The 22101-nt window shown below is 72.9% G+C and carries 21 protein-coding genes; 13 read left to right on the plus strand and 8 right to left on the minus strand.

Going from position 1 to position 22101, the window contains the following annotated elements:
* Positions 1 to 80: 80 nt before the first annotated feature.
* From QP939_RS43850 to QP939_RS43885, 8 genes are read left to right on the plus strand one after another with little or no spacing between them, the layout of a single operon-like run.
* Positions 81 to 1097, plus strand: coding sequence for an Lrp/AsnC family transcriptional regulator (locus QP939_RS43850; protein WP_285452738.1), 1017 nt, complete (start codon positions 81 to 83; stop codon positions 1095 to 1097).
* A complete protein-coding gene (locus QP939_RS43855; protein WP_285452739.1) occupies positions 1094 to 1981 on the plus strand; it encodes a polysaccharide deacetylase family protein in 888 nt (295 codons plus the stop codon). The genes QP939_RS43850 and QP939_RS43855 overlap by 4 nt, the downstream gene beginning before the upstream one ends.
* Positions 1978 to 3261, plus strand: coding sequence for an MFS transporter (locus QP939_RS43860; RefSeq protein ID WP_285452740.1), 1284 nt, complete (start codon positions 1978 to 1980; stop codon positions 3259 to 3261). Before QP939_RS43855 ends, QP939_RS43860 begins: the two co-directional genes overlap by 4 nt.
* Positions 3261 to 4040 (plus strand): SDR family NAD(P)-dependent oxidoreductase, encoded by a 780-nt coding sequence (locus tag QP939_RS43865; protein ID WP_285452741.1) that lies wholly within the window; start codon positions 3261 to 3263, stop codon positions 4038 to 4040. The genes QP939_RS43860 and QP939_RS43865 overlap by 1 nt, the downstream gene beginning before the upstream one ends.
* Positions 4033 to 5019: a ketopantoate reductase family protein gene (locus tag QP939_RS43870; RefSeq protein ID WP_285452742.1), complete on the plus strand. Its 987-nt coding sequence runs from the start codon at positions 4033 to 4035 to the stop codon at positions 5017 to 5019. The genes QP939_RS43865 and QP939_RS43870 overlap by 8 nt, the downstream gene beginning before the upstream one ends.
* Positions 5016 to 6170 (plus strand): M20 family metallopeptidase, encoded by a 1155-nt coding sequence (locus QP939_RS43875; RefSeq protein ID WP_285452743.1) that lies wholly within the window; start codon positions 5016 to 5018, stop codon positions 6168 to 6170. Before QP939_RS43870 ends, QP939_RS43875 begins: the two co-directional genes overlap by 4 nt.
* Positions 6171 to 6212: 42 nt before the next feature.
* Positions 6213 to 7061, plus strand: a complete 849-nt coding sequence (locus tag QP939_RS43880) for a helix-turn-helix transcriptional regulator (RefSeq protein ID WP_285452744.1) — start codon at positions 6213 to 6215, stop codon at positions 7059 to 7061.
* The gene (locus QP939_RS43885; RefSeq protein ID WP_285452745.1) at positions 7058 to 7828 is read left to right on the plus strand and encodes an SDR family NAD(P)-dependent oxidoreductase; all 771 of its coding nucleotides are present in this window, start codon (positions 7058 to 7060) and stop codon (positions 7826 to 7828) included. Before QP939_RS43880 ends, QP939_RS43885 begins: the two co-directional genes overlap by 4 nt.
* 17 nt (positions 7829 to 7845) lie before the next feature.
* On the opposite strand, the gene QP939_RS43890 is transcribed toward QP939_RS43885, so the two are convergent.
* Positions 7846 to 9315: an FAD-dependent oxidoreductase gene (locus QP939_RS43890; protein WP_285452746.1), complete on the minus strand. Its 1470-nt coding sequence runs from the start codon at positions 9313 to 9315 to the stop codon at positions 7846 to 7848.
* Between the two features lies 1 nt (position 9316).
* Complete coding sequence (locus tag QP939_RS43895; protein WP_285452747.1) at positions 9317 to 10225, minus strand: AurF N-oxygenase family protein; 909 nt, start codon at positions 10223 to 10225, stop codon at positions 9317 to 9319.
* A 252-nt stretch (positions 10226 to 10477) separates the two neighbouring features.
* Here QP939_RS43895 and QP939_RS43900 point away from each other — a divergent pair, with 252 nt between their 5' ends.
* Positions 10478 to 12028, plus strand: coding sequence for an adenylate/guanylate cyclase domain-containing protein (locus tag QP939_RS43900; protein WP_285452748.1), 1551 nt, complete (start codon positions 10478 to 10480; stop codon positions 12026 to 12028).
* Here the strand turns inward: QP939_RS43900 and QP939_RS43905 are convergent.
* Positions 12025 to 13032 carry a zinc-dependent alcohol dehydrogenase gene (locus QP939_RS43905; RefSeq protein WP_285452749.1) on the minus strand — a complete coding sequence of 336 codons (1008 nt, stop codon included), beginning with the start codon at positions 13030 to 13032 and terminating at the stop codon, positions 12025 to 12027. The genes QP939_RS43900 and QP939_RS43905 overlap by 4 nt on opposite strands.
* Before the next feature lie 213 nt (positions 13033 to 13245).
* On the opposite strand from QP939_RS43905, the gene QP939_RS43910 reads away from it, so the two are divergent.
* Positions 13246 to 15192, plus strand: a complete 1947-nt coding sequence (locus QP939_RS43910) for a DNA/RNA non-specific endonuclease (RefSeq protein ID WP_285452750.1) — start codon at positions 13246 to 13248, stop codon at positions 15190 to 15192.
* On the opposite strand, the gene QP939_RS43915 is transcribed toward QP939_RS43910, so the two are convergent.
* Together QP939_RS43915 and QP939_RS43920 are read right to left on the minus strand one after the other, a co-directional pair.
* Positions 15187 to 16005, minus strand: a complete 819-nt coding sequence (locus tag QP939_RS43915; RefSeq protein ID WP_285452751.1) for a DUF427 domain-containing protein — start codon at positions 16003 to 16005, stop codon at positions 15187 to 15189. The genes QP939_RS43910 and QP939_RS43915 overlap by 6 nt on opposite strands.
* 32 nt (positions 16006 to 16037) lie before the next feature.
* Entirely contained in the window at positions 16038 to 16682 is a 645-nt protein-coding gene (locus QP939_RS43920; protein ID WP_285452752.1) for a GntR family transcriptional regulator, read from the minus strand.
* A gap of 22 nt (positions 16683 to 16704) precedes the next feature.
* Here QP939_RS43920 and QP939_RS43925 point away from each other — a divergent pair, with 22 nt between their 5' ends.
* Positions 16705 to 17121 (plus strand): VOC family protein, encoded by a 417-nt coding sequence (locus QP939_RS43925; protein ID WP_285452753.1) that lies wholly within the window; start codon positions 16705 to 16707, stop codon positions 17119 to 17121.
* Here QP939_RS43925 and QP939_RS43930 read toward each other — a convergent pair.
* Both QP939_RS43930 and QP939_RS43935 read right to left on the minus strand, forming a co-directional pair.
* Positions 17101 to 18102: a TerC/Alx family metal homeostasis membrane protein gene (locus QP939_RS43930; protein WP_285452754.1), complete on the minus strand. Its 1002-nt coding sequence runs from the start codon at positions 18100 to 18102 to the stop codon at positions 17101 to 17103. The genes QP939_RS43925 and QP939_RS43930 overlap by 21 nt on opposite strands.
* A 125-nt stretch (positions 18103 to 18227) precedes the next feature.
* Positions 18228 to 18938 (minus strand): TetR/AcrR family transcriptional regulator, encoded by a 711-nt coding sequence (locus tag QP939_RS43935; RefSeq protein WP_285452755.1) that lies wholly within the window; start codon positions 18936 to 18938, stop codon positions 18228 to 18230.
* Between the two features lie 83 nt (positions 18939 to 19021).
* On the opposite strand from QP939_RS43935, the gene QP939_RS43940 reads away from it, so the two are divergent.
* Positions 19022 to 19765, plus strand: coding sequence for a zf-HC2 domain-containing protein (locus QP939_RS43940; RefSeq protein WP_285452756.1), 744 nt, complete (start codon positions 19022 to 19024; stop codon positions 19763 to 19765).
* Positions 19766 to 19959: 194 nt separating this feature from the next.
* Here QP939_RS43940 and QP939_RS43945 read toward each other — a convergent pair whose 3' ends face one another.
* Positions 19960 to 20787, minus strand: a complete 828-nt coding sequence (locus tag QP939_RS43945; protein WP_285452757.1) for an SAM-dependent methyltransferase — start codon at positions 20785 to 20787, stop codon at positions 19960 to 19962.
* Positions 20788 to 20900: 113 nt separating this feature from the next.
* On the opposite strand from QP939_RS43945, the gene QP939_RS43950 reads away from it, so the two are divergent.
* Positions 20901 to 22079: a GAF domain-containing protein gene (locus tag QP939_RS43950; RefSeq protein WP_285452758.1), complete on the plus strand. Its 1179-nt coding sequence runs from the start codon at positions 20901 to 20903 to the stop codon at positions 22077 to 22079.
* The last annotated feature ends 22 nt before the right edge of the window (positions 22080 to 22101 follow it).

A 22101-nucleotide genomic window follows, 5' to 3' on the forward strand; every position in this document is an offset into this window, starting at 1 on the left:
GCGCTCCCCGCCCCGGCCCGAGTCCACGTGAAGCTTTCTTGCATATTGACCCCTTGACTTGACGTTTTCCCGCACGCAAGATGCCTCTCGTGCGGAACGAAGTCAAAACGACCGATCTGGACCGGCGCATCGTCGCCGCCCTGCAGCTGAACGGGCGGGCTCCCTGGGGCACCGTCGCGCGGCACGTCGGGGCCAGTGAATCCACCGTGCTGCGGCGGGCCGCGCAGCTCACCGAAAGCCGTCAGCTGCGGGTCATCGGCGTGGTCGACGTCCTCCGGTGCGGGCTCGGCGTGCCCGTCCTCGCCCGGTTCAAGACGCGGCCCGGCACCGCCGCCGCCGTGGCCGACGCCCTCGCCGCCCGGCCCGATGTCCGGTACGCCACCGTGCTCGCCGGGAGTGCCGACTGCTCCGCCGAGTTCGTCCTGCCCTCCTACGGCGACATCGCCGGCCTGCAGGAGAACGGCTTCCCCGCCGCCGAGGCCATCCGGGACGCCGAGACCTTCGCGGTCATGCGGACCTTCACCTCCAACCACGACTGGGACTCCGGTGAACTGACCCCCGACGCCGTCGCCGAGCTGCGCGGCGGTGATGTCCGGCCGTTCGAAGAACAGCACTGGGAGCGCCCGCCCGAGCAGCTCGACGAGCTGGACCTCGCCATCTGCGCCGCGCTCGGCGAAGACGGGCGGCTGCCGTTCAAGGAGGTGTCGCGGCTGGTCGGCACCAGCGAATCCACCGTCGCCCGGCGGGTCGACTCGCTCGTGCGGCGCGGCTGCCTGCGCTTCCGGACCCTGGCCGAGCCCGCCATGTTCGGGTACGCCCTCGAGTTCATGCTCTGGCTCTCCGTGGTCCCCGGCGAGCTGGACCGCGCCGGGCAGCAGCTCGCCGCCCACCCCGGCACCAAGTACCTCTCCGCCACCACCGGCCGGTTCAACCTCGTCGGCCAGATCGTGCTGCGCCACTACGGCGAGCTGTACCGCCACACCACCGACGTCGTCGGCGCGCTGCCCGGGCTCCGGGAAGCCGACGTGACCCTGCAGGTTTCGACGCTCAAACGCGCGTGGGCCCCGACGCCCGCCGCCACTCTGGAGGACGCATGACCGGGCAACCCTGGCAGTGGGACGAACCGACCTGGCGCGGGCACGTCGAGCACGTCCGGGCCGGGCGCCCACTGCGGCCGTCGTCGTGGCCCGGCGGCGCGAAGGTCGCGGTCGCGCTGTCCTTCGACTCCGACCACGAGACGCCTGCCCTCCGCGACGGCGAAACCCTGCCCGGCAAGATGGCGCAAGGCGAGTACGGCGCCCGCGTCGGCGTGCCGCGCATCCTGAAGCTGCTCGACAAGCACAACGCGCCCGCTTCCTTCTTCGTGCCCGCCGTCTCGGCGCTGCTGCACGACGGCGAGGTGAAGTCCTATGTGGACGCCGGGCACGAGGTCGCGCTGCACGGCTGGATCCACGAACGCAACACCGCCCTCACCGAGACCGAGGAGCGCGACCTCGCCTTCCGCGCCGCCGACGTCCTCGAGCGCCTGAGCGGCACCCGGCCGGTCGGCATCCGGACGCCGTCGTGGGACTTCTCCGCGCACACCCTCGCCATCACCCGCGAGCTCGGCCTCAAGTACGACTCGTCGCTGATGGCCGACGACGACTGCTACGAGCTGCTCGAACACGGCGAACCCACCGGCGTCGTCGAGCTGCCCGTCGAGTGGATCCGCGACGACGCGCCGTACTTCATGATGGACCGGTTCGCGTCGCTGCGGCCCTACACCCCGCCACGCGGCGTGCTCTCGATCTGGCGCGACGAGTTCGACGCCGCCCACGCCGAGGGCGGGATCTTCCAGCTCACCATGCACCCGCACATCATCGGGCACCGCTCGCGGCTGGCCGTGCTGGCCGAGCTGCTCGACCACATCGGCGGCCACGACGACGTCTGGTTCGCCACGCACGCCCAGATCGTCGACCACGTCCTGGAGGAGCGGTCATGACCACTGTGGACACCAGAGTCGGCCACCGGCTGACCGCCCGGCAGCGGAAGGCGATCGTCGCCGGCGCCGTCGGCAACACCGTCGAATGGGTCGACTGGGCCGTCTACGCCACGTTCGCCCCGGTCTTCGCCGGCCAGTTCTTCGCCGGGGGCAGTGAAACCACGGCGTTGCTGTCCACTTTGGCCGTGTTCGCGGTCGGGTTCGTCATGCGGCCGATCGGCGGTGCCGTCCTCGGCGCGTACGCCGACCGCAAGGGCCGCAAGAAGGGCCTCACGCTCACCATCTCCCTGATGGCGGGTGCGTCGATCGTGATCGCGCTGACCCCGACGTACACGCAGATCGGGATCCTCGCCCCGATCGTGCTGCTGCTGGCCCGGCTCGTGCAGGGCTTCTCCGCGGGCGGCGAGTTCGGCTCGTCGTCGGCGTTCCTCATCGAGTCCGCCGCGCCCGGGCGGCGCGCGTTCGCCGGCTCGTGGCAGCAGGTGTCGGTCGGCCTCGGCTCGCTGCTCGCCGCTCTGATGGGCACCATCCTCAACGCGACGCTCGCCGACCCCGACCTCAAGGCGTGGGGCTGGCGGCTGGCCTTCGGCATCGCCGGGCTGCTCGGCCTGGTCGGCCTGTGGCTGCGCGTGTCGGTGCAGGAGACCGAGGCGTTCGCCAAGATCAGCGCCAAGCCGCGGCGCAACCCGCTGGTCGCGATGCTGCGCGACCACCCGGGCGCGGCCCTGCGCGTGGCCGGGATCACCATCGCCGGGACGCTCATCTACTACGTGTGGGTCTCGTACATGCCCGCGTACGCGCACCTGGCCACCGGCATCCCGCTGAAGACCGCGCTGCTGGCCAACACCCTGGCCATGGTCGTGTTCATCGCGCTGCTGCCGTTCGGCGGCCTGCTGTCGGACCGGCTCGGGCGCAAGGCGACGATGACGATGTTCGCCGGCGGGTTCGTGGTGTTCGCCTGGCCCGCGTTCCACTTCCTGGGCAACAGCTTCTGGAGCGTCTTCGTCATCGAGCTGATCGGCCTGGTCCTCATCGTCGGGTACTCGGCGAACTGCGCGGTGATCATGGCCGAGCAGTTCCCGCCGGAGGTCCGCACGACCGGCATCGGCCTGCCCTACGCGTTGGCGGTGGCGATCTTCGGCGGCACCGCGCCGTACGTGACGACCTGGCTGAACGCCAGCCACCTCGGCCACCTGGTGTGGGTCTACGTGGCGGTCGCCGCGCTGATCGGCGTCGCGGTGTACCTGACCATGCCCGAGACGAAGGGGAAGGAACTGTAGTGCGGACCGTGCTCGTCACCGGGGCGGGCGGCGGCATCGGCGCCGCCGTCGCGGCCCGGTTCGCCGCCGCGGGCGACCGGCTCGTCCTGTCCGACGTCCGCCCGGCGGAACTGTCCACAGTGGCCGGCCGGCTGCCCGCGGAAGTCCTCGAACTCCCCGGCGACCTGGCCGACGCGGAGTTCACCGAGACACTCGTCGAGCGCGCCGGAGCGGTCGACGTCCTGGTCAACGCCGCCGGGATCTACCCCGCCACTCCCCTGCTCGAGATGACCGCGGCGACCTGGGACCGCGTCCAGGACGTCAACGTGCGGGCGGCGCTGCTCACGACCGTCGCTTTCGGACGGAGGCACGCCGCCGCCGGGACCACCGGCGCCGTCGTCAACATCTCCTCCGGCGCCGCCACCCGGGCCCGTCCCGGCGCCGCGCACTACGCGACGTCGAAGGCCGCGCTGGAGATGCTGACCAAGGCCTGCGCGGTGGAGCTGGGCCCGCACGGCATCCGCGTCAACGCCGTCAGCCCCGGGTTCGTCACCGTGGACAGCGAGGCCAACCCGGTGACCGAGGCGTACGCGGCCGCGGTGTCGGTCAACCCGCTCGGCCGCCGCGGCGAGCCGCACGAGATCGCCGACGCGGTGTTCTGGCTCGCGGGCCCCGAAGCGGGCTGGATCACCGGCGCGGTCCTGCGCGTCGACGGCGGCTCGACCGCGGGCGCGGTCGGCCTGCCCCTGCACTGGGCCGGGGAAACCGCTGTGCAGCAAGGAAAGGAAGCCCATGTCTGACCGGCGCTCGTACACGGTCGTCGGCGGCGGCGCGATCGGCGGCACGCTCGCCTTCCACCTCGCCCGCGCGGGTCATCCGGTGTCCATCGTGGACGCCGACCCGGCGCACGTCGCCGCGATCACGGACCGCGGCCTGACCCTGCGCCGCCCCGACGGCGACGAAACCGTCGCGCTGCCCGCGTTCCGGCCCGAGGAGGCCCCGCCGGTGCTCGGCCGGGTACTGCTGGCCGTCAAAGCGCAGGCCACCGAGACGGTCCTGGACTGGCTGGCCCCGCGGCTCGCGCCGGACGGCTTTGTCGTCTCCTTGCAGAACGGGCTCAACGAGCCGGTGATCGCGGCGCGCGTCGGTCCGGAACGGACGGTCGGCGCGTTCGTGAACCTCTTCGCGGACGTCGTCGAACCCGGCGTGGTGCGGGACGGCGGCCTCGGGGCACTGGTCGTCGGCGAGCCGGACAGCCGGATCACCACCCGCGTCGAGGAGGTCGTCACCGACCTGCAGGCCTGGGGCCCGGCGAAGGCGACCGCCAACCTCGAGGGCTACCTGTGGGCGAAGCTCGGCTTCGGCGCGATGCTCACCACCACGGCGCTGGCCGACGCGCCGATGGCCGACCTCATCGACCGGCACCGCCCGCTGATGCACGCGCTCACCGCCGAGGTGTTCGCTGCGGCGGGCGAGCGGACCCTGGAGGCGTTCGACCAGTTCGACCCGGCGGCCTACCTGCCGGGCGCGACCGGCCGCGAGGAGGCCACCGACCGCCTGGTCGCGTGGCTGCGGACCCAGCCGAAGGACCGCAGCGGCATCTGGCGCGACATCGCCGTGCGGCACCGCCCGGTCGAGGTGCACCACCACTACGCGCCGGTGCTCGCGGAAGCCCCGGTGCCGCTGCTGCGGGCGGTGCTGGACCGGTTGCGGGAGATCGAAAGCGGCGCCGTCGCCATGTCCGAAGACCACCTGACCGAACTGGAGCGAACCCTGTGATCGCCGCCCTGCACGAGTGGGTCCGGGCCCACCGCGACGACCTCCTGGCCGACCTCGCCGCCTACGTCGGCATCGAAACCCCCAGCGACGACAAGGCGGCACTGACCCGCGGGCTGTCCTGGGTGGACGGCTGGGTGCGCGAACGCCTCGGCGCCCCGGTATCCGTCCGCGACGTCGACGGCGGCCGCCACGGCGACATCAAGGTCTACGACTTCCCCGGCACCGGCGACCCGGTGCTGCTGCTCTGCCACTACGACACGGTGTGGCCACTCGGCACGCTCGCCGCGTGGCCGTTCACCGTGGACGGTGACCGCGCGACCGGGCCGGGGATCTTCGACATGAAGTCGGGCCTGGTGCACGCGGTGTGGGCCCTGCGCGCCCTCGACGCGGCGGGCCTGCCCCGCCCGGCCGTGCGGCTGGTCCTCAACGGCGACGAGGAGATCGGCAGCCCGGCCTCGCGCCCGGTGATCGAGGAGGCGGCCGAGGGCACGTGCGCGACGCTGGTGTTCGAGGCCGCCGCCGACGGCGCGGTGAAGACCGCGCGCAAGGGCGTCGGCCTGTTCCAGGTGCACACCACCGGCGTCGAGGCGCACGCCGGGCTCGACCCGGCGAAGGGCGCGAGCGCGATCGACGAGCTGGCCCGGGCGATCCTCGCGCTGCACGGACTGTCCGATCCGGACGCCGGGACCACCGTGAACGTGGGCGTGATCTCGGGCGGCACCCGGCAGAACGTCATCGCGGGCGCGGCTTCGGGCGAGATCGACGTCCGCGTGTCCAGCGCGGCGGAGGCGGCACGCATCGACGCGGGCCTGGCGGCCCTGACCGCGCACGACCCGCGGGCTACGGTCACCGTGACCGGCGGCTGGAACCGGCCGGTGATGGAACGCTCGGCGGGTATCGCCGGGCTCTACGAACTGGCCCGCGCCGAGGCGGCGGAGCTGGGCGTGACACTGCGGGAGTGCTCGGTCGGCGGCGCCAGCGACGGCAACTTCGTCGCCGCCCTGGGCCACCCGGTGCTGGACGGCTTCGGCGCCGTCGGCGACGGCGCGCACGCGCGGCACGAGCACATCAGCGTCAGCGGGATGCTCGAGCGGACGGCGCTCGCCGCGGCCGTCCTGCACCGGCTCGGGTCGTCGCGTTCCTGGGGGTGACAGGACCAGGCAGGCTCGCGCGCGGCGGCCTACCGTGACGGTGTGGCCGAAGAACCGAACCTGCTGGGCGACTTCCTGCGGGCCCGCCGCGAACAGCTCACCCCCGACCGGGCGGGCCTGCCCGCCTTGGGCGAGCGGCGGGTGCCCGGCCTGCGCCGGGAAGAGGTCGGGATGCTCGCGGGCATCAGCGCCGACTACTACCTGCGCCTCGAACAGGGCCGCGACCGCAACCCGTCGCGCCAGGTGCTGGAGGCACTCGCCCGCGCGCTGCAGCTCGACGAGGACGCGACGGCGTACCTGATCGGTCTCGCGACCGCGCCGCCCGCGCGGAAGCGGCGGCGCCGGAAGGAGAAGGTCCCGCCGAGCATCGTGAAGTTCCTGGCGGCGCTGTCGCTGCCCGCGTTCGTCGAGGGCCGCTACCTCGACGTGCTGGCCGCGAACTCCCTGGCCACGGCGCTCTCGCCGCGGCTCGTCGCGGGCGCCAACCGGCTGCGCGACGTCTTCCTCGACCCGGCCGAACGCGCGCTCTTCCCCGACTGGGCCGAGGCCACCCGCTGGCTGGTGGCCGGGTTCCGCCAGTCCGTCGGGACCGACACCGACGACCCGCGGGTCATCGAGCTCGTCGGCGAGCTTTCCCTGGCCAGCCCGCGCTTCCGCGAGCTGTGGGCCCGCCACGACGTCGCGAACCGGCGGGGCGCGGCCGTGCGGTTCGCTCACCCGCTGGTCGGCGAACTCCGGCTGAACCGGGAGAAGCTCGAGCTCACCGAAGCGCCCGGGCTCGTGCTCGCCGTCTACCACCCCGATCCCGGCACCGACGCGGCCGACAAGCTCGCCCTCCTGGGCTCGGCCGCCGCGGCGCCCGTCAACCACCGGAAGGAACACCAACGATGAGCAAGCTCGCCCTGGTCACCGGCGCCACGTCCGGCATCGGCCTGGCGTACGCCGACCGCCTCGCCGCCGACGGCCACGACCTGGTCGTCGTCGGACGGCGCCAGGAGCGGCTCGACGAGTTCGCCGCCCGGGCCGCGGTCAAGGTCCGCACGATCGCCGCCGACCTCTCCACCCCGGACGGGATCGACGCGGTCGCCGAGGTCTGCGCGAGCGAGCCGCTGGACCTGCTGGTCAACAACGCGGGTGTCGCGCACTACATGCCACTGACCGACCTGCCCGCCGACAAGGCGCGAGAGCTGGTCAACGTCAAGGTCCTCGCGCCGACGCTGCTCGCCCGCGCCGCCGTCGGCGGGATGGTCGAACGCGGCCGCGGCACGATCGTCAACGTCGCCGGGATGATCGCCTTCAGCGGCCCGGCGCCGCACACGCAGATGCCCCGCCGCGCGGTCTACGCCGGTTCGCTCGCCCACTTGGTCACGCTGTCCCAGACGCTCAGCGCCGAACTGGAAGGCACCGGCGTCCGGGTGCAGGTCGTGTGCCCGGGCGTGGTCGCCACCGAGTTCCACGAGCGGCAGGGCATGGACCTGTCGGCGGTGCCGCGCATGAGCGCCGCCGACGTCGTGACGGCGTCCCTGCGCGGGCTGGAACTCGGCGAAGTCGTCTGCGCGCCCGGTGTGGAGGACGTCAGCCTGCTCGACGCGGTCTTCCGGGCCGAGCTGGCCGCGTTCGGCGGGCAGAGCCCGGAACTGGCCGGCCGGTACCGCTGACCGCGTCCACAGTGGACTCAGGCGCGGCGGAGGAGCTTCGCCAGTCCGCGCCGGGGTGCGCGGGACCGCAACCGGCCCGCGACGGCGTCCTCCAGCAACGCCCCGACCGTCTCGCGCGCGCACGCCTTGTTCGCGCCGATGCCGCCCGAGGGGCCGCGCTTGATCCACCCGGCCACGTACGTGCCCGGCTCGACCCGCCCGGCGACGTTCGGGACCGTGCCGGTCGCCTCGTCGAACGGCAGGCCCGCCACGGGCGCACCGCGGAAGCCCGCGGCGCGGACCACCCGGCCCGCGAGGATCTCGACGTCGCCCGACGGGCCCGAAGCCCGGACGCCGCGGACCTCGGTGTCGCCGGTGAAGGCGACCGGCGCCGAGTGGAAGCGCAGGACGACCCGCCGCGCGCCGTCCGGAGGCGGTGACGACCAGTCGATCTCCTCGCGCGGGATCCCCTGCAAGAGCGCCGCTTTGCCGTCCCCGGCGTCGATCGCCGCGGCGATCCGCGGGTCGTGCGCGTCGACGACGAGGTCGCCGCGCGCGGCCAGGGCGAGCAGCTCGGACCGGGTGTAGGCGGCCGTCTCCGGGCCGCGGCGGGCCAGGAGCACGACCTCGCGGACCTTGCCGGCCCGCAGCCGGTCCGCCGCAGCGGGCGCGATGGGCGTGCCCGCCAGGGAATCCGGGTCGGCGGTGAGGATGCGGGCGATGTCGAGCGCGACGTTGCCGGTGCCGACCACGACGACCCGCTCGGCCGAGAGGTCGACCGCGCCGGGGGCGATGTCCGGGTGGCCGTTGTACCAGCCCACGACCGTGACCGCCGGGAGGCTGCCGGGCAGGTCCTCGCCGGGCACGTCGAGCCGCCGGGCGCCGGTGGCGCCGACCGCGTAGATGACGGCGTCGTGACGCTCGGCCAGCTCGGGACCGGCTTCGACGCCGAGCCGCAGCCGCAGCCGCGGGTGGTCGTGGAAGCGGGCGAAGGTCTCGCCGATCTTCTTCGTCGACGGATGGTCGGGCGCGACGCCGTAGCGGATCAGGCCACCGGCGACCGGCAACCGGTCGATCAGGGTGACCCGCGCGTTCGTGTGCAGCAGCAGGTCTTCCACGGCGTACATGCCGGCCGGGCCGGTGCCGACGACGGCGACGTCCAGTGGCGCGAAGTCGCTCGGCAGCACCCGGGCGAACGCCGGCGGCGCCCACCGGTGGAAGTTCGGCGCGACGGTGGCCTCGGTCAGCACGTCCCGGCCCGCGTAGAACTCCGCGTTGAGGTCTTCGTAGACCTTCAGCGGGCCGGTCAGGTCGCCGGCCGGGAAGATCGCGTCGACCGGGCAGGCGTCGGCGCAGGCCCCGCAGTCGATGCAGGTGCCCGGGTCGATGTAGAGCATGTCGGTCGTGCCGAAGTCCGGCTCGTCCGGCGTCGGGTGGATGCAGTTGACCGGGCAGACCGACACGCAGGACGCGTCGGCGCAGCAGGTCTGCGTGATCGCGAAAGCCATGTCAGATCAGGTTGGCGCGCTTGTAGAACCACAGCGACGGCTTGGTGAGCAGCCCGGCGGAGTGCAGGAACTCCATCAGCCCGGAGCAGCTCGAGCGCAGCATCGACTTGTGGTGCTCGTTGGCCTTCGCTTCGCGCCGCGCGCGCTTGCCGTCGAGCCCGGCGTTCTCGTAGACCTTGGCGTTCACCATGCTGGTGACGATGAAGTAGGACGCGACGGCGACGACCAGGCCGTTGATCTGCCGGCGCAGCCACCCGGCGCCTTCGAGCCGCTCGCGGGTCTCCTCGCGGGCGAACTTCATGTGCCGCGACTCTTCGACGACGTGGATGTTGTTGATGGTGCGCACGAAGGGGACGACGCGCTCATCGCGCATCCAGTCCCGCTGCATGACGTCGAGCACCTCTTCGGCGACGAGGATGGCGGCGTAGGCGGCCTCCCCGGTCGCGGTGGCCTTGAAGACGCGGCCGAGTTCGACGACGAACCGCCGCGGCCGGTAGGCGGGCGCGCGCAGCTTGGCGGCGCCGCGGGCGAACATGATCGAGTGACGGCACTCGTCGGCGATCTCGGTCAGCGCCCACTGGAAGGCCGGGTCGGTCGGGTCCTTCGCGTAGAAGTCCCGCAGCACCATCTGCTGCAGGATCATCTCGAACCAGATCCCGGTGCTGGCGACCGACGCCGCCTCCTGGCGGGTCAGCTCGCGCTGCTGCTCAGGCGTCATCTCGGCCCAGTAGGAAGTGCCGTAGAGCGTGCTCCACTCGGGGCTGGCGCCGTGGTAATCGGTGTCGAGCGGCGTCTCCCAGTCGACTTCCTTGACGGGGTCGTAGGAGAGCTGTTCGGACGAGTCGAGCAGGCGCCGCGCGACGGTCTCGCGGTCCGAGAGCCCGGGTTCGCGTTCGTCGATGCTCGTCATGGGCGACCTCCTCGTCAGGTGTTACCCCGGTTTACTGTTACCAACCGTAACACATATCGAGTCGAGTGCACACCCGTCGCCCTGGATGCGCTGAAGGGGACTTTCCTCGCATCTGATGAGAGGAAAGTCCCCTTCAGCGCATCAGATGAGAGCAACGTCCCCTTCAGCCCGGCCCGCGGCGTGGACCGGTGGCTGATCTTCACAGGCTCGGTGTACAGTCGTTCACTCAACAGTGTCGAACGGCGGGAACCGGTGCACCTACGAAGCGACTCCCCCACCCGGAGCGGGCCGTTCGGCTCCGGGCTGCTCGGGCCACTCGACCAGGACCTCACCGTATTGCGGCGGCGCGTCCAGCGCCTGTTGACCGCCACCCTCATCGCCACGAACGTCATCGGCGCGCTGGTCGTGGTCGGGCTCGCGGCCTTGCTCATGCCGTCGCCGGGGATGTCGGCCGAGCTCGTGCGCGTCACCGCGGTCGCCGTGCCCGTGTACGTCGTGTCGGCGGTCGTCGTCGGCACGCTCTGGGGTACCCGCGGCGCACTGCGGACCCTGCACTGGGCGGCCGAAGGACGTCGCCCGACCGATGCCGAGCGCGTCGCCAGCCTGCGCGTCCCGCTGCGGCTGACGCTGATGCAGGGCGTGCTGTGGGGTGTGGCGACCGTGGTGTTCGCCGCGCTCGCCGTGCTCCGGCAGCCCGCGGTCGCGCTGACGGTGTTCCTCGTCGTCGCGTTCGCGAGCGTCGTGGTGTGCGCGATCGCCTACCTGCTCGGCGAGTTCGCGCTGCGGCCGTACGCCGCCCGCGCGCTCGACGGCACCGCGCCGCCGCGCCCGCTCAGCGGCGGCGTCAACCTGCGGATGCTGCTCTTCTGGTGCCTCGGCACCGGCGTGCCGGTGGCCGGGCTCGTCGTCACGGCGGTGCTGGCGTGGGTGCGCGGCGACGTCTCCACGACGAAGCTCGCCGTGTCGGTCATCGCGCTCGGGCTGGTCGTGCTCTGCTTCGGGCTGCTGGTCACGGTGTTCACCGCCCGCGCGGTCGTCAACCCGATCGCCTCGGTCCGGCACGCGCTGGGCCGCGTCCGCGCGGGCGACTTCGGCGTGGAAATCCCGGTGTACGACGGGACCGAGCTCGGGCTGCTGCAGGCCGGGTTCAACGACATGGTGGCCGGGCTGGCCGAGCGCGAGCGGATGCGCGACCTGTTCGGCAGGCACGTCGGCCACGAGGTCGCGGTCGAGGCGATGCGGTCGTCGGCGGAGCTCGGTGGCAGCGTGCGCACGGTTTCGGTGCTGTTCGTCGACCTGGTCGGGTCGACGGCGCTGGCCGCGAGCCGCCCGCCCGAGGAGGTCGTCGGCCTGCTCAACCGGTTCTTCGCGGTGGTGGTCGACGAGGTCGACCGGCACGACGGGCTGATCAACAAGTTCGTCGGCGACGCCGCGCTGGCGGTGTTCGGCGCCCCGGCGCCGCTGCCCGACCACGCGACCCGAGCACTGGCCGCCGGGCGCGCGATCGCCCGTCGCCTGGCCACCGAGGTCCCGGACGGCCCGGCCGGGATCGGCGTCGCGACCGGCGACGCGGTCGCGGGGAACGTCGGCGACCCGCGCCGCTTCGAGTACACGGTGATCGGCGACCCGGTCAACGAAGCCGCGCGGCTGACGGAGCTGGCGAAGAACGCGCCCGGCCGCCTCCTCGCCTCGTGGACGGCGGTCGAGGCCGCGACGGAAGCGGAAGCCGCGCACTGGACGGCGACCGAGGACGTCACCCTCCGCGGACGCAGCCGCCCGACGACGCTGGCATCACCCCGCTAGCGCCGCGGGTCGACGTGGATCTTCGGTCCCGCGCCGAACTCCCCGGCCAGCACCGCCCCCACCTCATCAAGCCCCACTGTCGCCGCGACGAGCGGCCTCGGATCCACCGCCCCGCTGCCGTACGCGGCGATCGTCTCCGCCAACCCCGGTGACGCCGACAGCACCCCGACCGCCGTCACGTCCTTCAGCACCAGCGCGCGCGTGTCGAGCGGGCTCGGCGCGCCCGACAGTCCGATGTAGACGACCCGGCCGGCGGGTTCCACGTGGTCCACGGCGAACGCCGGTGCGCTCGCCGCGCCGGTGGCGTCGACGACCGCGTCGAACGGCACGTCCGGCAGGGTTTCGCGGGTCCACACGTGCGCGAACCCCAGGCTGCGGGCGAACTCGTCACCGTCGAGGCCCATCAGGTGCGCCTCGGCGCCCGCCGCGCGCAGGAACATCGCCGTCAGCAGGCCGATCGTGCCCGGCCCGAGCACCAGGGCCCGGTCGCCGGGGCCCGCTCCGGTCGCCCGCGCCGCGCGCAACGCGTTGCCGCCCGGCTCGACCAGCGCCCCCAACACCGCGTCGACCGTGTCGGGCAATTCGTGCAGGGACCACGCCGGGACGGCGAGCCGCTCGGCCAGCGCGCCGGGCCGTCCGCCGCGGATGCCGACCTCCTGCCGGTTCTCGCAGGCGTGCTGGTGGCCCTTGCGGCAGCGGCGGCACGTCCGGTCGCCGAGCATGGTGTCGCCCATGACCCGGCGCCCGAGCCAGGCCGGGTCCACGCCGTCGCCGATCGCGGTGACCGTGCCCGCCCACTCGTGCCCCAGCCGCATCGGGTACGCCGAATGCCCTTGGTGCAGGTAGGTCATCTCGCCGGTGTAGAACTCGACGTCGGTGCCGCAGACCCCGGCGCGCTCGACGTCGACGACCACCTCACCCGGCACGGCCTCGGGCGACGGCACCTCCTGGACCGAGCCCCGCCGCGGCCCGGTGAGCACGAACGCCCGCATGGTCGAAGACATGGCTGCATGCTCGCACGACCTGATCGCGCGCCGGGATCGTCCTCCCGTGCGTGTCGCCGGTTAATTTCCCTTTTCCTTGCCACGTCGGGAAAACCGACCATCACAGCCTGACCCGCATTCCCGCCGACACGCCGTCGGCCGTGTAACGCGCTCCGGACGAACCCGACTAACGCGGTGTTTCGCACTGCCGGAAGCCGCCGTCGGGGAGGCATCGTGGACATCAGGACCGACCACCGGGAAGCCGTGGCCATCCGGGCCGAGAGGCGCACTGCCGAACGGCGGGCGAAGATCGCGCTGCTGCGCGAACCCGGCGGGATCGCCCAGGCCGACGAGCCCAGCCGGGTGGCCACCCGGATCGACCGGCTCGGCCGCTACTACCCCGACGTGCGGCCGGTCAGCCCGGCCGCGATCGCCGCGGGCGACCCGGCGGCGATGACCGCCGCGGGCGCGATCCTCGAACGGATCATCCTCACCAATGACCTGCTCGGCGTCGGCTATCTCGAAGGCGGGGTCACGGCCGCGGCCGCCGTCGGCCGGGTGAACATCCGGGACGCCCGCGGCAGGCTCACCGGCTACGGCACGGGATCCCTGGTGTCGCCGGAACTCCTGCTCACCAACCACCACGTGCTGCCCGACGCCGCCACGGCCGGGTTCAGCGTGATCGAGTTCGACTACCAGGACGGCGTCGACGGCCTGCCCCTGCCGGTGCGCGCGTTCGGGCTCGACCCGGACCGCTTCTTCGCCGCCGACGAAGACCTCGATTTCGCGCTGGTGGCGGTGAAAGCGACCGCCGACGACCTGGCGCCCTTCGGGTTCAACCGGCTGATCGGCAGCGAGGGCAAGGCGATCGTCGGGGACTTCGTCACCATCGTCCAGCACCCGCAGGGCGGCAAGAAGCAGGTCGCGCTGCGGGAAAACCGGATCGTGGACGTGCTCGAGCAGTTCCTGCACTACGAGACCGACACCGAGCCCGGGTCGTCGGGCTCCCCCGTCTTCAACGACCAGTGGGAGATCGTGGCGCTGCACCACGCCAGCGTCCACGCCGACGGGCACGCCGAGTTCGGGAACTTCCTCAACGAGGGGATCCGGGTCAGCAGGCTGCTGGAGTTCCTGCGCGGCCAGCAGTTCCCGCCCGCGCAGCAAGCCCTCCTCGACCGCCTTTCCACCAAGCCCGAGCGCACCAGGCCGACGTCGCGGCCGCCGGTTTCGGATAGCTCGCCGCAGGTCCTGACCCTCACGATGCCGGTCGACATCCGGCTGCGCGCCGAACCGGCGGCCGCTCCGGCGGAAGCGGAGACCGTCCGCATCGACCCGGACTACTCGAACCGCGAAGGCTACGACCCGGACTTCCTGCCGGGCCACACCGTGCCGCTGCCCGAGCTGCCCGAGGCCCTCCTGCCGCTGGCCGCGACCAACCGGCAGGCGACGCGCGAACCGCGGTACGTCCTGCCCTACCACCACTTCAGCGTCGTGCTGCACAAGCAGCGCCGGCTGGCCCTGTTCACCGCGGTCAACATCGACGGGCGCACCAGCCAGGCGCTGAAGCGCGAGGCGGACAAGTGGTCGCTCGACCCGCGCGTGGACGTCGCCGAGCAGGTCGGCGAGGAGATCTACCGCGACAACCCGCTCGACCGCGGGCACCTGGTCCGCCGCCTCGACCCGGCGTGGGGCGCGACGCCCGCGATCGCCCAGCGGGCCAACGACGACACGTTCCACTTCACCAACTGTTCGCCGCAGCACAAAGACTTCAACCAGAACAAGACGACGTGGGCCGGACTCGAGGACTACGTGCTGAACAACGCCGACAACGCGGACCTGAAGGTCAGCGTCGTGACCGGGCCGGTGCTCGCCGAGGACGACGACCGGTACCGCGGGGTCCAGCTGCCGCGCCAGTTCTGGAAGGTCGTCGCGATGGTCAAGGCCGACGGCACGCTGTCGGCGACGGCGTACCTGCTGAGCCAGGAGGAGCTGATCAAGGGCCTGGAGGTGGCGGGCGAGTTCAGCTACGGCGCGTACCGCACGTACCAGGTGCCGGTGCGCCGGATCGCCGAGCTGACCGGGCTCTCGTTCGGCGAGCTGCCGGACGCGGACCCGTTGGAGCGCCTGGAATCGACGGGCGTGGTGCGGGAGGTCGCCGGTCCGGCCGACCTGGTGCTATGACCAGGGCGTGACCGGCCGCGGCTGCCGCTCCCCGTCGAGGAAGACGTCGACGCGTTCGGTGAGGAAGGCGATGTAGCCGGCGACGTCCCGCGCGTCGGACAGCGGTTCCTCGTAGGTCCAGGCGAGATCGGCGTGCGCGCCCACCGACCAGTAGCTCGCGTGTCCTTTGTAGGCGCACGTGGTGCGGGTGGCCGACGGCGTGAGCAGCTCCATCCGGACGTCTTCGCGCGGCAGGTAGAAACGGGTGGTGATGCCGGTCTCGAACAGCAGCCGGGGCGCGGCCGAGTCGGCCACGACGACGCCGTCGACCTCGATCCGGACCCGGCTGTCGCTGCGCCGGACGTCGATGCGCGAGAACGGGTCCCGCGGGTGGCCGACGATCGGTTCGGCTTCCTCGAGCCACTCGTCGAAGGCGGCGAAGTCGAGGACGACGTGCTCGGCGAGGTCGGGGTCGGCGGGCCGGAACCCCGCACCCGGCAGCGTCACGCCGTCCACGGCCAGGGTCAGCGGTTCGCCGGCGCAGGTGTGCACGGCGAACGCGGTCCGCGGGTCGAGAACAGGCGGGCCGCCTTCGGCCAGCCGGACCGGGTGCTCCGGCGCCTCTTCACCGCTCGCCGGGGTCGGCGTCGCCCGCAGATCCGCCAGCGGGACCGCGTACGACGGCACCACCCGCTTCGGTTCCCACACCAGCACGGCCCGGCGCGAGTCGGTGAATGTCCGTCCACTCGCGACCGCCCGCACCCGCTTCGCCACCGGTTCGTAGCGCAGTGCGGCCAGGTCGCCGGTGAACCGCGCACCCATGCGTGTCGCCATCGCTCCACGATCCGCGCCGGAGGACGCCGCCGTCAACTCCCGCGCAGGATCTCGAACGCGTGGCGGCGATGGACGGCGAAGAGCTCGAGGGCGGCCTCCCGGTCGCGGGCCCGCAGGGCGTCGGCGAGCTGCCGGTGCTCGGCGGGGATGCCCGCGAGGTAGCCCTCGGACTCCACGCCGATCCGCGTCAGCAGGAACAAGTGCACTTGGGAGCGGATCGCCGCCCAGGCCTCGCGCAGGCGACGGTGCCCGGCCGCCGCGTAGACCGCGTCGTGGAAGTCCAGGTCGCAGCGGACCATCTCGTGCTCGTCGGCCGCCCGTTCCATGCGGGCGACGACGGCGTCGATCTCCGCCAGGTCGGATGCGCGCTCGACGACCAGGGCGACGGCGAGCTGTTCCAGCGCCGCCCGCAGGCTGTCGAGCTCGGCGACGTCCACATCGGACAGTTCGGTCACCGTGGTGCCGCGGTGCCACTCGCCGCGCACGAGGCCCTCGCGCTCGAGCTTGAGCAGCGCCTCCCGCACCGGGCCGCGGCTGACGCCGAGCGCCGAGGCCAGCTCCACCTCGCGCAGTGCGCTGCCCGGCGGGTACGCGCCGTCGAAGATCGCGTCGCGGATGCGGTCGGCGACCTCGTCGGCCAGCCCCCGGCGGCGCGCGGGAGCCACTCGAGCACTCATGTCGTAATGTTAACATTCAGACATGACTCTCCCCCGCTTCCACCTCGCCATGCCGGTCGACGACCTGGCCGCCGCCCGCCGGTTCTACGGCGAAGTCCTCGGGCTCGCGCAGGGCCGCAGCGCCGAAACCTGGGTCGACTGGAACCTGCACGGCCACCAGTTCGTGACGCACCTGGCGCCGTCCGGGCCGAAGCGGGTCCACAACCCCGTCGACGGCCACGACGTGCCGGTGCCGCACTTCGGGCTCATCCTCCCGGTCCCGGAGTTCCACGCGCTCGCCGAGCGGCTGCGCGCCGCGGCGGTGGAGTTCGTGATCGAGCCCTACGTCCGCTTCGAGGGCCAGCCCGGCGAGCAGTGGACCATGTTCCTGCTCGATCCCGCCGGGAACGCGTTGGAGTTCAAGGCGTTCGCCGACGACTCACAGGTCTTCGCGGTCTGAGTCCCCGGACGCGCGCAGCGAACCCGGGTGCGCCTTCGCCCCGGGGTCGCGCCGCGTCTTGACCAGGCTGGCGACCGTGACGACGGCGAGCACGCCGATGATCACCACGAGGCTGACCGGCGTGGCGATCTCCGGGACCCGCGCGTCGATGTCGACGTGCGCCCAGTGCAGGATCAGCTTCACCCCGATGAACGCGAGGATCACGGCCAGCCCGGCCGAGAGGTAGACGAGCCGGTCGAGCAGGCCCTTGACCAGGAAGTACAGCGCCCGCAGGCCCAGCAACGCGAACGCGTTGGCGGCGAAGACGATGTAGGGCTCTTCGGTCACGCCGAACACGGCCGGGATCGAGTCGAGCGCGAACAGCAGGTCGACGCCGCCGATCGCGACCAGGACCACGACCAGCGGGGTGACCGCGCGGCGGCCCGCCACCCTGGTGGTCAGCTTGCCGCCGTCGTAGGCGTCCGACACCGGCAGGACCCGCCGGGCCGTGCGGACCACCAGGTTGTGCTCGATGTCCGGGTCGGCGTCGCGGTGCCGGAACAGCTGCACGCCGGTGTAGATCAGCAGCAGGCCGAACAGCAGGAACATGAACGAGAACAGGGAAAGCAGCGTCGCGCCGAGCGCGATGAAGATCCCGCGCATGACCAGCGCGAGCACGATCCCGAAGGTGAGCACCTTGTGCTGGTGCTCCTCGGGGACGGCGAACGTCGTCATGATGATCACGAAGACGAAGAGGTTGTCGACCGACAGGCTCTTTTCGACGATGTAGCCCGCGAAGTACTCGGCGCCGAACTCGCCGCCGTGGGCGAGCAGCAGCCAGACCCCGAACGCCACCGCGACCAGGATGTACCCGACCGACCAGGCGATGGCCTCGGCGAAGCCGACCCGGTGCGGCCGGAGCGCGGCCACCACGAGGTCGACCGCGAGCAGGGCCAGCACGAGCCCGACGGTGACCAGCCACGTGCCGACGCCGATGCCCATCCAGTCCCCCGCCCTGTCCGTTTTGCCCCGATCGTAGGGGGTGCGGGGCGGCCGCGCACGCTGAGTCCACTGTGGACCGACCGGTGGTCGTGAGTGGCGATTCGGGTTCTAACCCGAATCGCCACTCACGACCGGCCGGGCGAGTGCGGGGTGAGGTCGGCGGCCACGAGCGGGGCGTCCGGGTCGAGCTCGACGCCGCCGGCGCGCAGCGTGTCGTCGACGATCCCCCACACCCAACGGGCCAGCAGGGCGGCCAGCTCGGCGCGGCCGACGCCGCGGGGGTTCTCCAGCCAGCGAGAGGTACTCGACTCGACCAGGCCGACCAGCCCGAACGCGACCGCCTCGCAGACGCGCGTGTCCATGCCGAACAGCCCGAGGTAGTGCTCGAACACCACGGTGAGCTGCCGCGCGATGGCGGTCTTGCCGTCGGCGAAGACGTCCGGGGAGCCGTCCGGGCCCGCCATCGCGTGCTTGGTCAGGTAGCGGTAGAGCGGTCCGTGCTCGGCCAGCCAGCGGGTGTGCGCGCCGATCGCCGTGCGGATGAGGTCCATCGGCGTGCCGCTGGGGTTCCACAGGGGCGTGAACTCGGTGGTGACCAGCTCGGCGATCCGGGCGGCGATGGCGTGCTGCAGGTCGGCGGCGCCGTCGAAGTGCCGGTAGAGCCGGGTGCGAGCCACGCCGGCTTCGTCGGCGATCTGTTCGGTGGACACCTCGGGCCCGTGCCGGGCGATGGCGCGCAGGCCGGCTTCCACGAACTCGCGGCGGCGCCGGTCGCGCTGCCCGGCCCACCGCGCGGCCCGGCCGTCGGGCGGCCGCGGTGTGTCCGTCGAGGTCATCGGCCGCAGTGTACCGCTGGGCGGCTATGGCGTACACTGCCGTACCTCTTACTTTGGGTGCAGTCCGATCGCGGAGAGTGCGGATGGGAACGGCCAGCGAAGACCAGCCGGACGCCGTGCTGCTCGCCGCCATCCGCGACGGCGACCTCGCCGCGGGCGGCGTCCTGTTCCGCCGCCACGCCGAGCCGCTGCTCCGGACGGCGTCGGCCTGGGCGAGCCAGCCGGCCGAACGCGACGACCTGGTCGCCGAGACGTTCGCCCGCGTGCTGGCGGTCGTCCGCGCGGGCGGCGGTCCGCGGGAGGACCTGCGGCCGTACCTCGTGGTGACGATGCGGAACCTGGTGGCCCGCTGGGGAAAGCAGGGCAGCCGTCTCGAGCTGTGCGAAACGGTGCCCGAGACGGCCGCGCGCGGCGCCGACGAGCTGGCCCTGCACCGGTCGAACACGAAGCTGGTGTGGTCGGCGTACTGCACGCTGCCCGGCCGCTGGCGGACGGTGCTCTGGCGGACCGAAGCCGAGGGCGACACGCCGACGCAGGTGGCACCGCTGCTCGGGCTGTCGCCGAACAGCGCAGCGGCGTTGGCGATGCGGGCGCGCGAGGGCCTGCGGCAGGCGTACCTGCAGGTCCAGGTGCCCGACGCGGAGGAGCCGGTGTGCCGCGAGCCGCGCCGCCGCATGGGGGCGTGGGTCCGCGGGGCGCTGTCACCGAGGCGGGCGAGCGCGGTGGCGGCGCACATCGCGGGCTGCGGCCCGTGCCGGACCGTGGCGACGGGTTTGGACGAGGCGAACCGCGAACTGCCAGGCTCGGCGGCCCGCCTCACGGGCTAGGCCCTGCACAGCCCGAGCGCCCCAAGGTGGCCTTGGTTGCGTCAGACGCACCGAAGGCCGCCTTGGGTGCGTGGGACGCACCGAAGGCCGCCTTGGGGCGCTGGCCCGCGGCCCCGGTGGGCTGAAGGGTCCTTTCCTCGCATCACATGCGGGGAAAGGACCCTTCAGCGCATCTCATGCGACGAACGTCCCCTTCAGCCCACCCGGGGCTTGCGGGCCACTCCGCCCACCGCCGTGCGGACCTCCGCGCCCGGGTCCTGCGCCGCGTCCGGGTGCCACTGGCCCACCGGGACCAGGCCCGGCTCCACCAGCTCGAAGTCGCCGAAGAACGCCTGGATCTCCTCGTGCGTCCGCAGCACCCCCGGCGTGCTCGACTGCTTGCTCACGTTCTCCAGCCGCCGCAGCTGGCTCTGCTCGCCGTCCGCCACGTCCGAATGCGACAGGTGCGAAAGGACGTACAACGACTCCGGTGGCAGCAACGCCCGGTAGTCGCGGATCGCCTCGCGCACGCCCGTCGGGTCCGGGAGGAAGTGCAGCACCGCCACCGTCAGCAGCGCGATCGGGCGGCCCGGGTCGAGGATCCCCGTTTCCATCGCCGCCTCCCACACCCGCTCGGCGTCGCACAGGTCGGCGTGGAGGACCGCGTGCCGCTCCAGGTCGCCCGTCTCCTCCAGGAGGATCCGGGAGTGCGCCACCGCCACCGGCTCGATGTCGACGTACACGCAGCGGCTCTCGTCGTCGATGTCGTCGGCGACCTCGTGGACGTTGCCCATCGTCGGGACGCCCGAGCCGAGGTCGAGGAACTGGTTGACGCCGTTCGCCAGGCAGTACCGCACCGCCCGGCCGAGGAAGTCGCGGTTCGCCCGGACCGCGACGCGCAGCTGCGGGTACGCCTTGAGGGCCTGCTCGCCGTACTCGCGGTCGATGGCCCAGTTCGCCGTCCCGCCGAGGGCCCAGTCGTAGGTGCGGGCGGCGTTCGGCCGCTCGAGGTCGATCTCCGCGGGCAGGTGCTGCTGGTCCATGGTCTTCTCCTCGCCGGACGTCGGGGCAGTATCGCACCACCCGGGCGGTTCGCGAAGGTTGCCGGGACCCCGGTCCGCCGGGTTACCGTGAAGCCACGGCCCAGGAGGTGGCGGTGGACGAAGGAGTCTGCGCGGTCCGGCCCGGCACGGACGTCGCCGGGCACGCCCGGCTGCTCGCGGGCATCCACGACGCCGTCCTCGCCGGGCGGCCGCCCGCGTCCGCGCCCCGGCTGCTGGTCGAACGCTCGTGGCGGCGCGTCGCCGCGCAGGGCGTCGACCCCGACCGGCCGCCCGCGCCCGACCCGGTCGGCGTCGCCGAGGTCGAACGGCGGCGGACCACCTGCCGCCTCCGCGAAGTCCTCCCCGAACTCCGGGGCGCGCTGACGTCGGTGGCCGAGGACGCGCTGCACCTGATGGTGGTCACCGACGCGGACGGCGTCGTGTTGTGGCGCGAAGGCGCGCGCCGGGTCCGCCACCGCGCCGACTCGCTCGGCTTCACCGAAGGCGCCACCTGGTCGGAGCCGGCGATCGGCAGCAACGCGATCGGCACCGCGCTCGCCGAGGCGGCGCCGGTGCAGATGTTCGCGGCCGAGCACTTCGTGCGGTCCCACCACACCTGGACCTGCACCGCCTACCCCGTGCACGACCCGCGCTCGGGTGAGCTGCTCGGGATCGTCGACGTCAGCGGCCCGGCCGAGACCGTCCACCCGATGACCGTCGCCCTGGTCGGGACGTCGGTGCGGCTCGCCGAAGCCGTCCTGTGGCAGCGGCACGAAACCCGGCTGGAGGCGCTGCGGCAGATCTCCGGGTCGCTCCTTTCCGGCGTCGGGGCCGGGCTCGTCGTCGACGACCACGGCTGGGTCGCCGCCCAGAGCGGGGTCACCGGGATCGACCGGGTGGCCGCGCCGCGCCAGGGTGTCCCGGTGGCGGTGCGCGGCGTCGGCGCGTGCGAGCCCGAGCCGGTGCCCGGCGGCTGGCTGCTGCGCCCGAGCCGCCGCGAAAACCTGCGGCTCATCCTCGAAACCGACCCGCCGCGCGCGATCGTCGAAGGCTCGGTGCGGTGGACGCACCCGCTCGGCAGGCGGCAGGCGGACCTGCTGCGGCTCATCGCCACCGCCGGGCCGGCGGGCGTGTCGGCCGCGCAGCTGTCGGAGACGCTCTACGGCGACCGCACGCACCTGGTGACCGTGCGCGCCGAGCTGTCGCGGCTGCGCAAGCTGGTCGGCGGGCTGCTGCTCGCCCGCCCGTACCGGATCGCGCCCGGCGTCGACGTCGTGCTGATGCAACCTTGAGGCAACCCTTACGCGGGCCGTA

The sequence above is a fragment of the Amycolatopsis nalaikhensis genome, assembly GCF_030264295.1.
Taxonomy (GTDB): domain Bacteria; phylum Actinomycetota; class Actinomycetes; order Mycobacteriales; family Pseudonocardiaceae; genus Amycolatopsis; species Amycolatopsis nalaikhensis.